Annotated in this window: 9 protein-coding genes; 7 read left to right on the top strand and 2 right to left on the bottom strand. The window is 42.3% G+C overall.

Translation table 11 applies throughout. The annotated features are described in order from the left end of the window. Positions 1 to 62: 62 nt before the first annotated feature. The gene (locus tag BXY_RS05110) at positions 63 to 4,097 is read right to left on the bottom strand and encodes a hybrid sensor histidine kinase/response regulator transcription factor (protein WP_015531345.1); all 4,035 of its coding nucleotides are present in this window, start codon (positions 4,095 to 4,097) and stop codon (positions 63 to 65) included. A gap of 401 nt (positions 4,098 to 4,498) precedes the next feature. Here BXY_RS05110 and BXY_RS05105 point away from each other — a divergent pair, with 401 nt between their 5' ends. The 7 genes from BXY_RS05105 to pelA all read left to right on the top strand — a co-directional run bounded on the left by BXY_RS05105 (position 4,499) and on the right by pelA (position 14,035). After that, positions 4,499 to 5,410: an EamA family transporter gene (locus BXY_RS05105; RefSeq protein ID WP_004299199.1), complete on the top strand. Its 912-nt coding sequence runs from the start codon at positions 4,499 to 4,501 to the stop codon at positions 5,408 to 5,410. A 51-nt stretch (positions 5,411 to 5,461) separates the two neighbouring features. Then, complete coding sequence (gene frr / locus BXY_RS05100) at positions 5,462 to 6,022, top strand: ribosome recycling factor (protein WP_004299198.1); 561 nt, start codon at positions 5,462 to 5,464, stop codon at positions 6,020 to 6,022. Between the two features lie 106 nt (positions 6,023 to 6,128). Continuing rightward, a complete protein-coding gene (rsgA, locus tag BXY_RS05095; protein ID WP_015531344.1) occupies positions 6,129 to 7,061 on the top strand; it encodes a ribosome small subunit-dependent GTPase A in 933 nt (310 codons plus the stop codon). 98 nt (positions 7,062 to 7,159) lie between these two features. Beyond that, positions 7,160 to 8,248, top strand: a complete 1,089-nt coding sequence (locus BXY_RS05090; protein WP_004299195.1) for an efflux RND transporter periplasmic adaptor subunit — start codon at positions 7,160 to 7,162, stop codon at positions 8,246 to 8,248. 171 nt (positions 8,249 to 8,419) lie between these two features. Then, positions 8,420 to 11,452: an efflux RND transporter permease subunit gene (locus BXY_RS05085; RefSeq protein ID WP_004299194.1), complete on the top strand. Its 3,033-nt coding sequence runs from the start codon at positions 8,420 to 8,422 to the stop codon at positions 11,450 to 11,452. Beyond that, positions 11,449 to 12,789, top strand: a complete 1,341-nt coding sequence (locus tag BXY_RS05080; RefSeq protein WP_004299193.1) for a TolC family protein — start codon at positions 11,449 to 11,451, stop codon at positions 12,787 to 12,789. Before BXY_RS05085 ends, BXY_RS05080 begins: the two co-directional genes overlap by 4 nt. Positions 12,790 to 12,940: 151 nt before the next feature. Next, the gene (pelA, locus tag BXY_RS05075; RefSeq protein WP_015531343.1) at positions 12,941 to 14,035 is read left to right on the top strand and encodes a pectate lyase; all 1,095 of its coding nucleotides are present in this window, start codon (positions 12,941 to 12,943) and stop codon (positions 14,033 to 14,035) included. Between the two features lie 175 nt (positions 14,036 to 14,210). Here the strand turns inward: pelA and BXY_RS05070 are convergent, their stop codons facing one another. Beyond that, complete coding sequence (locus BXY_RS05070) at positions 14,211 to 15,848, bottom strand: fumarate hydratase (RefSeq protein WP_004306525.1); 1,638 nt, start codon at positions 15,846 to 15,848, stop codon at positions 14,211 to 14,213. Between the last annotated feature and the right edge of the window lie 117 nt (positions 15,849 to 15,965).

Below are 15,965 nucleotides of genomic sequence, written 5' to 3'. Positions count from 1 at the left end.
TCCGTATAAAAGTTCAAATAGTACAAATCTCGTCAGGCAGAAAGCACCTAAAACGCTATAAATTAAGAGTTTGCATATTTCCGTCTATAAGCAGCCGGAGTAATATCATAAGCATTTTTAAAACACCGGATAAAATAACTTGGATTAGAAAAACCGTAATCAAATGCTATATCAGCAATCAGGGCATTGGGGTCATTCCGCAATTTTTCTGTTGCTTTTTTCAGTCTCAAAGATAAAATAAAGTCATTCGGGGTCTGTCCGGTCAATGCTTTCAATTTGGTGAAAAGCAACGTTCTGCTCATACACATTTCTCGTGCAAAAGTAGCTACGTCAAAGTCTGGGTTATCAATATAAGATTCCACAATCGCCGTAGCATCCATCAACATCTTTTTATCGATCGGATTAAACGGAAGGTCTTCCACTTTAGGTTCGTCGTTTCGAACAAACCGTTGTTGAAGTAGTTTACGAGTCTGGATGATATTGTTGCACCGGGCTACCAATATCTTGATATTAAAAGGTTTGGAGATATAATCATCCGCACCTGTCTGCAAGCCTTCCAAGGTATGTTCTTCCCGGTTGCGGGCTGTCAGCAAGACAACAGGTATATGGCTGGTCTGCAAATTACTTTTCAACTTCTCGCACATTTCCAGTCCGGACATGACAGGCATCATGATGTCACTTACAATCATCTGCGGTTGGAGCGAAGAAGCCCGTTCCAATCCTTCCTGCCCGTCGGCAGCCGTATATACCTCATATATCTGTTCAAAAATCTGCGTCAATACTTTACGCATTTCCGGGTTATCTTCTACAATCAGTATTTTCACCGTTTTATCCGGCTTCACCATTTCCGAGATTTCTTGAGGCTCTATTATATAATGTTCGGCAACGTGCTCGTCTGCGGAGGAAGAGGCTTCCATATTCATATTCGCATCCCGGTGGAGAGTAACGGTAAAAGAGGTAACTCCATTCAGTTCGCTTTCCACTCCGATGGTTCCCTGATGCAACTCTACAATTCCTTTCGCCATCGCCAATCCAATGCCCGATCCTTTGACAGTTCGTGTGGTTGTTGCCGAATCATCCTGCCAAAACCGTTCAAATACATGTTTGATCTTGGATTTATCAATGCCTACCCCCAGGTTGTTGACTGAAATCACAATGTCATTATCTCCTTCCGCTGACAGCTCAACAGAAATCCAGTCACCAGGCTTCGTATACTTAAAAGCGTTGGACAATAAATTATAGAATACTTTCTCTATCTGTGTTTTGTCAATATACAAATCAGCTTCTTTCAGAGTGGAAGAAAAGCGGAGATCTATCTTATTCAGTTGGGCATAACTATAGAAAGAGCCACAAATTTCCTCTATCACCGCCACAATATTCTCTTTAGAAATCTTTAGTTTCAAGTATCCCTGATCCTGCTTACGGATATCAATGACTTCATCCACGAGGTTATTCATCCGGCGGGAATTTTTATAAATATCCAGAATCTTATTATATACTTCAGGAATAATGTCCTTATGCATCAGGAGCATTTCGAGCTGGCTGGATATAAGCGTTAACGGAGTACGGAATTCATGCGATACATTGGTAAAGAAACGCAGTTTGGACTGGTTCACACTTTCGATATACTCTTTTTCCCGTTTCTCGGCCAATAAAGAGTGCCGCAAGGTTTTTCGTATCCAGAACATACGGATAATATAGCCGGCAATAAGGATAGCTGCCAGCACCATCAACAAAATAAACCATGCCCGCTGATAAACCGGAGCCTCCACTATCAGCTCAAAACTAACGGAAGGTGCTTCCCGACCGTGAACGCCCACCTGGTCGCCACGGACATGGAAAGTATAATGCCCCGGATGAAGATTGGTATAGGTAATCATCGTATTATCGCCCGCCTTCATATATTCGTTATCAAAGCCTTCAAGTTTATATTCCAGACCGATATTAGAAATATTATTCAGGGTGTTACTTGCTATCTCAAAAGTGACGGAAGAATATCTGGGCGGCAATACTAACCGATGTTCATACAATACGGTTTCTTTGATAAGCCCCAACGAATCAAGCGGTTGTATTTCCGTATTATCCACAAGCACCCGTTTTACAAACACATCATAGTCAACAGACTGTTTGTTCAGCTTTTCCTGGGCGATAGAGACAATACCCGCCAGACCACACACGTAAATATCGTGGTCGGACGCAATATACAGCCCTCCATCATTTACATTATTCAAGGGAAAATCACTCTGTCTGTTATAGTTCTCGAATGTAGTCGTTGCCAGGTTGAATTTAGAGAAACCACCATTGGTTGCCACATAGATAGAACCATCCAAAGGGCTCTCCACCAATCCGGTTATAAATCCATTTTCCAATCCCTGTTTCGCTCCGTATCCCACAAAAGAATCTGTCTTCTTATCAAATAGATAAATTCCCGAGCCTGTCGATCCCAGCCATATACGTCCTTTCTTATCACATAAAATGTGGTTGATGTGATGCTGCGCTGTACTCTGCGCTATTTGGGAGAAAGGATAACTATGGGCAATGCCCGCTTTGAGGTTGACTCGTATCAGATCAAAAGAGGTAGTCAGCCATAAATCCCCGTCTTTGTCAAACGTCATATCCCAAACCTGCGACAGATGTTTGGCAGCCAACGAAGGGTGTTCGAAATGATGAAGTCGAAGGTGTTTTTTATCCAATACAAGCAATCCTCCCTTGGCAGCTATCAATAAAGAATCGTGGCCGGCAAACTCTATCATTTTCACCAGATTATAGGCTCTGTCAACAACTGTTTTTCCTTCCGGAGTATAGATGTTTTCCGGGATAGATTCTATATGTCCGGTCGACAGATTAATCCGGTTGATTCCCTGATAAAGAGAAGCTACCCAAAGATAATCCGGCTCTTTCTCATAATAAAGAGACTTCACTATCTTAAAAGAAAGCTCTTGAGAATAGACCTTTTTTAAAGGGAAAAAGCGTTTGGTATGTTTATCATAATAGTTCAACCCGCTTCCTTCACTTGCAAACCAGATCCGGCCGGAACGGTCTTCGGCAATGGAACTGATAATATAAGAATTCAAATGACCGCCAACAGCCGTAGACGAGCGGTAAAAATGGAAAGCATCATTCGCTACATTATAATATTGGATTCCCTGATAAAAAGTCCCCAACCATAAAGTCCCCGAAGTGTCGTAATGCATCGAAATAATGGAACGTATATCGGCCGCCTCCACATTCAAGTCATATTCATAATCTGTAAACTCTCCAGTAAACAGGTTTAAAGTCTGCAAACCGGCATAGGTTCCGATATACAGGAGACTATCATTAGCTTGCGTCACATGACGCACATTATTATGGTTAATCGTATTTTCAGCTACCTTATTATGCTTGAAAAGAGTAAGTTTTCCATCTTCATCCAACCGTATGAGCCCTCTGTTTCTGGTAGCTATCCAGATACTCCCGTTCCTGTCTTCCGTTATTGAATTGACAGCTCCCACATCCATACGTCGGGTGATATGTGCAGACTGGTCGATGCAGTATACACCTTTCGAAGAAGTCCCCACCACCACTGTCTGATTCTGACGAACCATGAGACTGTTCATCAATACATCCTCCTCATCCGAAGGAAATGAAAAGAATAACTCGGGCGCCTGGTCGAGGTTGCGATAACGGTAGATTTCCTTTCCGGTAGCTATCCATAATGCATCGTGCGCATAACAGATTCCCGCAACTTCTCCTTCACGCAACACCCTAAAACGATTCAAACGCATATCATAAAGACTCACGCTCTGCAAACTGCGGATAAAGAGCAATCCGGCTTTATTTCCGCAAACCTGCCTGATATTATTGATATTGATGGAATAAGGATTAGCGTTATCCGGCTTGAATACTTCAAACTTACGTCCGTCAAATCGATTCAGCCCGTCTTGAGTGCCGATCCACAAAAATCCGAATTCATCCTGATAGAAACAATTGACCGTTTGATGAGAAAGTCCCTGCCTTACGTCCTTAAAGCGCATATTGATATCCTTCGTCACATTTGCCATGCAACAAAGTCCCGATATGAACAGGCAATAAACAACAAGAAATTTAGCTTTGGCCATCTGTGTTTTTCGATAATTCAGATGCAATATTCGGGAAAATCCAAGATATATGCAAGTGTTTATTCAAAAACCTGATTGCCTATTGCCTGCAGACTATTACTCGGGAGGCGTATAACTAATCTCCCTACCGAATAAAATTAATCATCTGACGGTTAATTCTTTTTCGTCTGACTATAGTCAGACGAAAGTTCAACTATAGTCAGACGTAAGTTTAACAGTAGTCAGACGCAAGTTCGACTATAGTCAGACGATTAATTTTATGCATAAACAAGATTAGTTATCTCTTTACCAAGAAATAGTTTTTAGCATACGAAAGATTAAATTATACTATCAACCGCCTAAACACTTGTTTATCATTGGTGAACTGCGTACTTTTGCACGCCATTAAAAAAAGCAAAACAATGACTAACAAAACCAAAGGTTTTATCTATGGAGCGATTGCCGCTGCGAGCTACGGTATGAATCCTCTTTTTGCACTTCCGCTCTATGCAGCCGGAATGAGTGTCGATACCGTTTTATTCTACCGGTACTTCTTTGCGACAATCGTATTGGGTATTCTGATGAAAATGCAGCACCAGTCTTTTGCACTTCATAAGGCAGACGTTTTGCCCTTAGTCATTATGGGATTGTTATTCTCTTTTTCATCACTGCTTTTGTTTATGAGTTATAATTATATGGATGCCGGAATTGCTTCAACGATTCTGTTTGTTTATCCGGTGATGGTAGCTGTCATTATGGGAATATTCTTCAAGGAAAAGATTTCCGCCATTACCGTTTTCTCCATCCTGCTGGCACTTTCAGGCATTGCCTTGCTTTATCAGGGAGACGGCAACAAACCGCTATCGACTTTGGGAATTATCTTTGTTCTGTTGTCTTCTCTCTCTTATGCTATATATATAGTAGGTGTAAACCGTTCGACATTGAAAAACCTGCCGACCACGAAACTTACCTTCTATGCCATTTTGTTCGGACTATCGGTTTATATCGTCCGTTTAAATTTCTGTACGGAACTGCAAGTAATACCGTCTGCCTGGCTCTGGGCCGATGTATTATCACTCGCCATCCTGCCAACTGCCGTATCACTGGTCTGTACCGCACTGGCCATCCATTATATAGGCTCTACACCAACGGCAATATTGGGTGCTCTGGAACCAGTGACAGCTTTATTCTTCGGTGTTCTCCTGTTTCACGAAAAACTGACTCCCCGCTTAATGATGGGTATTTTAATGATTATCACCGCCGTTACCCTGATTATCATTGGCAAGTCACTCATAAAAAAGATGGGTATGCTGTTGCAGATGAACAAAAAATAATATACTTTTGCTACTTAATCAATCAAAATGCAATTTTAAATCTCAAAAAATATGGTAGACGTAAAGACTTGCCTTGACAATGCACAAGAAAAGATGGATATGGCCATCATGTATCTGGAAGAAGCACTGGCACATATCCGCGCCGGAAAAGCGAGTGCACGCTTATTAGATGGTATCCGCGTAGATTCTTACGGAAGTATGGTACCTATCAGCAATGTAGCAGCAATTACTACTCCGGACGCCCGCAGTATCGTGATCAAGCCTTGGGATAAAAGCATGTTCCGTGTCATCGAAAAAGCAATTATCGACTCTGACCTCGGTATCATGCCCGAAAACAATGGAGAAATGATCCGTATCGGCATCCCTCCCCTGACGGAAGAACGCCGTAAACAACTGGCAAAACAGTGTAAAGGAGAAGGCGAAACGGCTAAAGTAAGCGTACGCAACGCGCGTCGTGACGGCATCGACGCACTGAAAAAGGCCGTAAAAGACGGATTGGCAGAAGACGAGCAGAAGAATGCGGAAGCCAAACTGCAAAAAATCCATGATAAGTATATCAAACAAATCGATGATATGCTGGCTGAAAAGGATAAAGAAATTATGACCGTCTAAAAAATAATGAAGAATTAAGAATGAAGAATGAGGAATTATAATGCTGTATTATTCAGTTGAAACACAGCCTGAATTCTTCATTCTTCATTTTTAATTTATAATTTATATGAAAGGATTAGTAATCAAAAACACGGGTAGTTGGTATCAGGTGAAAACCGATGACGGACAATCTATTGAATGTAAAATCAAAGGGAATTTCCGATTGAAGGGGATTCGCAGTACTAATCCTGTTGCAGTGGGTGATCGTGTCCGGATTATACTTAATCAGGAAGGCACTGCTTTTATCAGTGAAATAGAAGATAGAAAGAACTACATCATCCGCCGTTCATCCAATCTTTCCAAACAATCTCATATCCTTGCTGCCAATCTCGACCAGTGTATGCTGGTGGTAACCATCAATTATCCGGAAACTTCCACTATTTTTATTGATCGTTTTCTTGCATCCGCAGAGGCCTATCGCGTCCCTGTCAAACTGGTATTTAATAAGGTAGATGCTTACGACGAAGATGAGCTCCGCTATCTGGACACACTTATCAACTTATACACACAAATCGGCTACCCTTGCTTCAAAGTTTCCGCAAAGAACGGCACTGGAGTGGCTGAAATCAAAAAAGCACTGGAAGGCAAGATTACTTTATTTTCCGGACATTCGGGAGTCGGCAAATCGACTCTTATCAATTCCATACTGCCGGGCATAGAAGCCAAGACCGGCGAAATTTCTTCTTACCACAACAAAGGAATGCATACTACTACTTTCTCCGAAATGTTCCCTGTGGAAGGAGATGGCTATATCATCGATACTCCGGGTATCAAGGGCTTCGGCACATTCGATATGGAAGAAGAAGAGATCGGACATTATTTTCCCGAAATATTCAAAACCTCCGCCGACTGCAAATATGGCAACTGTACACATCGTCATGAACCGGGATGTGCCGTACGCAAAGCAGTGGAAGAGCACCTCATCAGCGAATCCCGTTATACCTCTTATCTGAATATGTTGGAAGATAAAGAGGAAGGAAAATATCGGGCTGCCTACTGATTAACTCTTTTTTACTCTTCCTTTCTTTAAACCTTTCCCATCAGGGAAAGTCTAATCTTCAAAGATTATATTATAATTGCCATATACAATACTAAACCATGAATAAGAAGACTAAATGGGGCATCATTATTCTTGTTGGTGCCGGGATTATCGGTGGAGGAATCTACTCACAATTACCGAAAAAAAACGACGAACTAGCAGCCGCCGACAAAGTGATGGGCGGTAATAAAAAAAGAGGGAAACAAGTTTTAAATGTAAATGCCAAGGTCATAAAACCGCAATCTCTGACAGATGAATTCACCACTACCGGTGTACTTCTGCCCGATGAAGAAGTGGATTTGTCTTTCGAAACGTCGGGAAAGATTGTAGAAATCAACTTTGAAGAAGGAACAGCCGTAAAGAAAGGCCAATTACTAGCCAAAGTGAATGACAGACAGTTGCAGGCACAATTGCAAAGGTTGATTTCGCAATTGAAACTGGCAGAAGACCGTGTATTCCGCCAGGATGCTTTATTGAAACGGGATGCTGTCAGTAAAGAAGCCTACGAACAGGTGAAAACGGATTTAGCAACTCTGAATGCCGATATAGAAATTATCAAAGCTAATATTGAACTGACAGAGCTACGTGCTCCGTTTGACGGAGTGATCGGACTTCGCCAAGTCAGTATCGGTACGTATGCGTCTCCGACCACAGTCGTTGCCAAGCTGACAAAAATCGCTCCACTGAAGGTTGAATTTTCCGTTCCGGAACGTTATGCCAAGCAAATCAAAAAGGGTACCAATCTCAATTTCAGCGTTGAAGGAACATTGGATGCTTTTGGCGCACAGGTATACGCTGTAGAATCTGCCATCGATCCGAATCTGCATCAATTTACCGCCCGTGCATTATACCCGAATGTCAATCGCACCCTACTTCCCGGCCGTTATGCCAGTGTACTGTTGAAAAAGGATGAAATACCTAATGCAATAGCCATCCCAACGGAAGCAATTGTGCCGGAAATGGGTAAAGATAAAGTCTATCTGTATAAATCAGGAAAGGCCGAACCGGTGGATATCATTACTGGTATCCGCACCGCATCTGAAGTGCAAGTGATTAGAGGATTGCACGTAGGAGACACAATCATCACTTCAGGAACATTGCAACTCCGTACCGGACTCGCCGTAACACTTGACAATATTGAAGAATGAGAATTTATGATTTATGAATTCTGATTTATGATTTATAAGCCAAATAATTTATGATTTATAAGTCAGCAAAATACAGCAAACATTCAGAAATCAGAAATCATAATTCAAAAATCAGAAATCTTCAATCCATAACTCAGAAATCATAATTCAGAAATCAGAAATCATAAATCAATGAACATCTCCGAATTAAGTATACGTCGCCCGGTATTAGCCACAGTATTAACGATTATTATCCTCCTTTTCGGATTCATCGGATACAACTATTTGGGTGTCCGCGAATATCCGTCGGTAGATAATCCGATTATTTCTGTCAGCTGCTCTTATCCGGGAGCTAATGCCGACGTTATCGAAAACCAGATAACTGAACCGTTGGAACAGAATATCAACGGTATTCCCGGTATCCGTTCTTTGTCCAGTGTGAGCCAACAGGGGCAAAGCCGTATTACAGTAGAATTTGAATTGTCCGTCGATCTGGAAACAGCGGCCAACGACGTACGTGACAAGGTTTCACGTGCCCAACGTTATCTGCCTCGCGACTGTGACCCACCGACAGTTTCAAAAGCAGATGCCGATGCCATGCCTATCTTGATGGTTGCTCTTCAGAGTGACAAACGTTCTCTGTTGGAATTAAGTGAAATAGCGGATCTGACTGTGAAAGAACAATTACAGACTATTTCTGATGTAAGTAGTGTATCTATCTGGGGAGAGAAGCGTTACTCCATGCGCCTTTGGCTCGACCCGGTAAAGATGGCAGGTTACGGTATCACTCCCGTCGATGTTAAAAACGCTGTAGATAACGAAAATGTGGAACTTCCTTCAGGTAGTATCGAAGGAAATACCACCGAGTTGACGATCCGTACACTAGGATTGATGCATACCGCAGATGAATTCAATGACTTGATTGTCAAAGAAGAGAATAACCGTATTGTACGATTCAGTGATATCGGACGTGCTGAACTGGGGCCGGCTGATATTAAGAGTTATATGAAGATGAACGGCGTTCCTATGGTGGGTGTCGTAGTCATTCCACAGCCGGGAGCCAACCATATTGAGATTGCGGATGCGGTATACCAGCGTATGGAGCAGATGAAAAAGGACTTGCCGGAAGACGTACACTATAACTACGGTTTTGATAATACCAAGTTTATCCGTGCGTCTATCAATGAGGTAAAGTCAACAGTGTATGAGGCTTTTGTACTCGTAATCATCATTATCTTCCTCTTCCTGCGTGACTGGCGCGTTACATTGGTGCCTTGTATCGTAATTCCTGTCTCCCTCATCGGTGCATTCTTCGTCATGTATCTGGCAGGATTCTCCATCAATGTGCTTTCCATGCTCGCCATCGTACTATCGGTGGGACTGGTGGTAGATGACGCCATCGTTATGACAGAGAATATCTACATCCGTATAGAGAAAGGAATGGCCCCGAAAGAAGCGGGAATAGAAGGAGCCAAAGAAATTTTCTTTGCCGTTATTTCCACCACTATTACGCTGGTAGCGGTATTCTTCCCTATCGTCTTTATGGATGGAATGACGGGACGATTATTCCGTGAGTTCAGTATCGTAATTTCGGGTTCGGTGATTATATCCTCATTTGCCGCATTGACTTTCACTCCGATGTTGGCAACGAAGTTACTCATTAAACGAGAAAAACAAAGTTGGTTCTATGCAAAAACAGAACCGTTCTTTGAAGGAATGAATCGGCTATACAGCCGTTCGCTTGCCGCTTTTCTTAGCAAACGCTGGATCGCTCTTCCATTTACTTTCATCACCATTTGCCTGATTGGTATTCTATGGAATGCAGTTCCTGCGGAAATGGCCCCACTTGAAGACCGTTCGCAAATCAGTATCAATACACGAGGAGCGGAAGGCGTCACCTATGAATATATCAGGGATTACACAGAAGACATCAATCAACTGGTAGACTCCATTCTGCCTGATGCAGAGGCTGTAACTGCCCGTGTATCCAGCGGTAGCGGAAACGTGCGCATCACGCTGAAGGATATGAATGAACGTAATTATACCCAGATGGATGTGGCAGAGAAAATATCAAAAGCGGTACAGAAGAAAACAATGGCGCGTTCATTCGTACAGCAGCAGTCTTCTTTCGGCGGACGTCGTGGAAGCATGCCTGTACAATATGTACTTCAGGCTACCAATTTGGAAAAGCTGGAAGAAGTGTTGCCCAAGTTTATGGCTAAAGTATATGAGAATCCTGTTTTCCAGATGGCGGACGTTGATTTGAAGTTCAGTAAACCGGAAGCTCGTATTCAGATCAACCGTGACAAGGCCAGTATTATGGGGGTAAGTACCAAAAACATTGCTCAAACGCTGCAATATGGATTAAGTGGACAGCGTATGGGATATTTCTATATGAACGGTAAACAATACGAAATTCTTGGTGAAATCAACCGCCAGCAACGAAATAAACCGGCCGACCTGAAAGCTATTTACGTCCGTAGCAGTAGCGGGGATATGATTCAGCTGGACAACTTGATTGAATTGGAAAGCGGTATTGCACCTCCAAAGTTGTATCGTTATAATCGTTTTGTGTCAGCTACCATCTCTGCGGGATTGGCAGACGGCAAAACAATCGGGCAAGGCTTGGATGAAATGGATAAGATTGCCAAAGAAACATTGGATGACACTTTCCGTACTGCCCTGTCGGGAGACTCGAAGGAATATCGTGAAAGTTCTTCCAGTCTGATGTTCGCCTTTATCCTGGCTATCCTTTTGATTTACCTGATTCTGGCAGCCCAGTTTGAAAGTTTCAAAGATCCATTGATTATCATGTTGACAGTGCCGCTGGCTATTGCCGGAGCTTTGGTCTTCATGTATTTCGGAGATATTACGATGAATATTTTCAGTCAGATCGGTATTATCATGCTGATCGGTCTGGTGGCGAAGAACGGTATTCTTATTGTAGAATTTGCCAATCAGAAACAGGAAGCCGGAGAGGATAAAATGAGTGCCATCAAAGATGCTGCCCTTCAACGCCTCCGTCCGATTCTGATGACAAGTGCCTCTACGGTTTTGGGACTTATCCCGCTGGCATTTGCCACCGGAGAAGGTTGTAACCAGCGTATTGCCATGGGTACGGCAGTGGTGGGTGGTATGGTCGTATCCACTCTGCTTACGATGTACATTGTACCGGCTATTTACAGTTACATTTCGACTAACCGAATCAAAAAACTACAAGAATGAAACAGAAAGGAATTTGCATGAAACGCATCATTTATATCACCATTGCATGTGCCTTCTTATCAGTCTCTTTTGCAAAGGCACAAGTTCTCACTCTCAAGGAGTGTCTGGAAGAAGGATTGCAAAACAATTACTCTTTACGTATCATCCATAACGAAGAGCAGATCAGCAAAAACAACGCAACGTTGGGAAATGCGGGTTACCTGCCTACACTGGACTTCTCTGCCGGATATACCGGAAACCTGGACAATATTGAGACCAAGGCGCGTGCTACCGGAGAAATAACAAAGAACAACGGAGTCTACGATCAGACAGTTAATGTCGGTCTTAACCTCAACTGGACTATTTTCGACGGATTCAATATCAGTACCACCTACAAACAGTTGAAAGAGCTGGAACGTCAGGGGGAAACCAACACGCGTATTGCCATTGAAGATTTTATCGCTGCCCTGACTTCCGAATACTATAATTTTATCCAGCAGAAGATTCGTCTGAAAAACTTTCATTATGCAATGTCACTTTCCAAAGAGCGCTTGCGCATAGCCGAGGCTAGTCACCTGGTCGGTAAGTTTTCAGGGCTGGATTATCAGCAGGCAAAGGTGGATTTCAATGCAGACAGTGCCCAATACATCAAACAACAGGAATTGCTACATTCTTCACGCATCCAGTTGAATGAACTGATGGCTAACAACAATGTCAATCAAAACATTATTATCAAAGACTCCACTATCGACGTACACAGCGACTTGCAATTTGATGATTTGTGGAATTCTACGTTAGCAACCAATGCTTCTTTGCTCAAGGCCGATCAAAACACAGTACTTGCCCAATTGGACTACAAGAAAATAAACTCACGCAACTATCCATATCTCAAATTAAATACCGGATATGGATATACGTTCAACAAGTATGACATCAATGCAAACAGCAGAAGAGGTGAACTGGGCTTCAATGCCGGAATAACTGTCGGTTTTAATATCTTCGACGGTAATCGTCGCCGCGAAAAGAGAAATGCAAGTCTGGCTTTCAAGAATCGTCGCCTGGAACGACAGGACTTGGAATTAGCACTCCGCTCTGATCTCAGTAACCTATGGCAAGCCTATCGCAACAATCTTCAATTGCTGAATCTGGAACGTCAAAACCTGATAACCGCCAAAGATAATCACGATATTGCCATGGACCGTTATATACAGGGAGACCTCTCCGGTTTTGAAGTGCGTGAAACACAAAAAAGTTTGTTAGATGCAGAGGAACGCATCCTCTCTGCTGAATATAACACGAAACTTTGCGAAATATCCCTGTTGCAAATCAGCGGAAAGATTACGAAGTATCTGGAATAAGGAAGTAGTTTCCATTTATTTTTTTATTGGGTTAATCTTCTTATCGGGAGGGTTAACCCAATTTTTACTGTATAAAAAACAGTTATTACATACCGATGTTTTTCTTTCTTCCTACATTTGCATACTATAAAAACATTTAATAATAAAAGCCATGAGAAAACTAAGTCTTTTCTTACTATTACTTTTTATCCTGGCAAACGCCTCAGCCCAAAAAGCAACAGATTACAGAAAACAACAGAACTACAAAGAATGGGTACACATCGCTCCCAAATTTGACGATGATTTCTTCAAGACGGAAGAAGCCCAACGCATCGGTGACAACGTGTTACTCTATCAACAAACGACCGGAGGCTGGCCCAAGAATATCTATATGCCGGCGGAACTGACGGAACAAGAATATAATGCAGCACTAAAAGCTAAAGAAAATACCAACCAAAGCACCATTGACAACAATGCCACCACGACAGAAATAGAATATTTGTCACGGCTTTATCTGGCTACGCAAAAGGAGAAATATAAAGAAGGAGTGCTGAACGGTATTCAATATCTGCTCAAATCGCAGTATGAAAACGGTGGATGGCCTCAATTTTATCCGCGTCCCAAAGGTTATTACGTACAAATCACCTACAATGACAATGCAATGGTGAGAGTCATGAATCAACTTCGGAGCATATACGAAAAGAAAGCTCCGTACACTTTCCTTCCTGACAATATCTGTGAACAAGCACGTAATGCATTTAATAAAGGGATAGAGTGTATACTCAAAACGCAGGTGCGCCAAAATGGAGAGTTAACAGTGTGGTGCGCCCAACATGACCGCGTCACTTTGGAACCCTGCAAGGCACGTGCCTATGAACTCCCGTCACTAAGCGGACAAGAGTCTGACAATATTGTATTACTGTTGATGTCACTTCCCCATCCATCTGCATACGTTGTAAAATCCATAGAAGGTGCTATCAAATGGTTCCAAAAGTCTGAAATAAAAGGAATACAGAAAGAATATTTCACTAACAGTGATGGCAAAAAAGACTATCGCATGGTTCCCTGTGAAGACTGTCCTACTCTTTGGGCACGTTTTTATGATCTGGAAACAAACCGGCCTTTTTTCTGCGACCGTGATGGCATTAAAAAATATGATATATCGGAAATCGGACACGAACGCCGAAATGGTTATAGTTGGTATAACAAAGATGGAAGCAAGGTGTTGAAGAGATATGAAAAATGGAAAAAAGAACAGAATAAGTAATCATAACTGATGAAAGGTTGATATTTACACTGAAAAAGTAAATATCCGGAAAGTCTTTAAGTCCTTAAAATAAGAAGAGGGGCTGTCTAACAATAAAATAGTCAGACAGCCCCTTTATTAATTCAAGGCATTTACAGCCTCTTCTTATAGTTTTATCCCAACAGGTATCAACCGATTATTTTTTGCAATTCCACGGTTTCAACTGTTTGAAGAAGTCGTTACCCTTATCATCTACCAAGATAAATGCAGGGAAGTTTTCTACTTCGATCTTCCAGATAGCTTCCATTCCCAATTCCGGATATTCCACACATTCAATGCTCTTGATGTTGTTCTGTGCAAGGATAGCTGCCGGACCTCCGATAGAACCAAGATAGAAACCACCATATTTCTGACAAGCATCTGTCACCTGCTGGCTACGGTTACCTTTTGCCAACATCACCATGCTGCCGCCATGACTTTGGAACAGTTCTACATAAGAGTCCATACGTCCTGCCGTAGTAGGCCCCATAGAGCCACACGCCATGCCTTCCGGAGTTTTTGCCGGACCTGCATAATAAATAGGATGATCCTTAATATATTGTGGCAAGTCTTCACCGCGGTCCAAACGTTCTTTTAGTTTAGCATGAGCGATGTCACGACCTACAATAATCGTTCCGTTCAATGACAGACGGGTAGCAACCGGATATTTAGTCAGTTCTTTCAGGATTTCAGGCATCGGACGGTTCAGATCGATCTTCACAACATCACCTTCACCTGCCTGACGCAGTTCAGCCGGAATCAGTTCACCCGGATTTGAATCCAGTTTCTCAATCCAGATACCTTCCTTATTGATTTTACATTTGATGTTACGGTCGGCAGAGCAAGATACGCCCAAACCTACCGGACAAGATGCACCATGACGAGGCAGACGGATGATGCGTACATCGTGAGCAAGATATTTACCTCCGAATTGTGCACCCAACCCAATCTTGTGAGCTTCTGCCAATACTTCTTTCTCCAGTTCGACATCGCGGAATGCACGACCATATTCGTTTCCGGTAGTCGGCAGGTTATCATAGAAATGAGTAGAAGCTAATTTCACTGTCAACAGGTTCTTTTCAGCAGAAGTACCACCTATCACGAAAGCGATATGATAAGGAGGACAAGCGGCTGTTCCCAATGTTTTCATCTTTTCAACCAGGAACGGAACCAATGTACCGGGATTCAGGATCGCTTTTGTTTCCTGATACAAATATGTCTTGTTGGCAGAACCACCACCTTTTGTTACACAAAGGAATTCATATTCCATACCTTCGGTAGCTTCGATGTCAATCTGTGCAGGGAGGTTACATTTTGTATTTACCTCATCATACATATTCAGAGGCGCATTCTGTGAATAACGCAGGTTTTCTTCAGTGTATGTTTTATATACGCCCAGTGAAAGTGCCTCTTCGTCAGAATATCCAGTCCATACCTGCTGTCCCTTTTCACCGTGGATAATAGCAGTACCGGTGTCCTGGCAGAATGGAAGTACGCCTTTTGAAGCAACTTCTGCATTGCGCAGGAAAGTCAACGCCACATACTTATCGTTTTCGCTTGCTTCCGGATCACTCAGAATCTTAGCAACTTGTTCATTGTGTGAACGACGAAGCATGAATGATACATCACGAAAAGCAGCATTAGCCATCGCAGTCAAACCTTCTTTTTCAATTTTCAGGATGGGATTTCCTTCAAACTCGCTTACTGATACATAGTCTTTTGTAAGCAGATAATACTCAGTTGTATCTTTTCCCTTTTCAAACATGGGCTGATACTTAAACGGAGGTGTTGCCATAAGTTTCTTATTTTATTACGTAATGTTAGTTAGTGTGGCAAAGGTAATGATAAATTAAGAATTGAGAATTAAAAATTGAGAAATAAAACATTGTAGGATAAAAATAGGTAGGTCAAT

Origin of the sequence: Bacteroides xylanisolvens XB1A, from assembly GCF_000210075.1 — a bacterium.
GTDB lineage: Bacteria > Bacteroidota > Bacteroidia > Bacteroidales > Bacteroidaceae > Bacteroides > Bacteroides xylanisolvens.
The sequence above is the reverse complement of the archived record's forward strand: the minus strand, read 5'-3'. Positions and strand labels throughout refer to the sequence as shown.

Excerpts from the sequence above, each read along its gene's own strand:
- BXY_RS05110 (WP_015531345.1), bottom strand. The coding sequence starts at position 4,097 with ATGGCCAAAGCTAAATTTCTTGTTGTTTATTGCCTGTTCATATCGGGA.
- BXY_RS05105 (WP_004299199.1), top strand. The coding sequence starts at position 4,499 with ATGACTAACAAAACCAAAGGTTTTATCTATGGAGCGATTGCCGCTGCG.
- frr (WP_004299198.1), top strand. The coding sequence starts at position 5,462 with ATGGTAGACGTAAAGACTTGCCTTGACAATGCACAAGAAAAGATGGAT.
- rsgA (WP_015531344.1), top strand. The coding sequence starts at position 6,129 with ATGAAAGGATTAGTAATCAAAAACACGGGTAGTTGGTATCAGGTGAAA.
- BXY_RS05090 (WP_004299195.1), top strand. The coding sequence starts at position 7,160 with ATGAATAAGAAGACTAAATGGGGCATCATTATTCTTGTTGGTGCCGGG.
- BXY_RS05085 (WP_004299194.1), top strand. The coding sequence starts at position 8,420 with ATGAACATCTCCGAATTAAGTATACGTCGCCCGGTATTAGCCACAGTA.
- BXY_RS05080 (WP_004299193.1), top strand. The coding sequence starts at position 11,449 with ATGAAACAGAAAGGAATTTGCATGAAACGCATCATTTATATCACCATT.
- pelA (WP_015531343.1), top strand. The coding sequence starts at position 12,941 with ATGAGAAAACTAAGTCTTTTCTTACTATTACTTTTTATCCTGGCAAAC.
- BXY_RS05070 (WP_004306525.1), bottom strand. The coding sequence starts at position 15,848 with ATGGCAACACCTCCGTTTAAGTATCAGCCCATGTTTGAAAAGGGAAAA.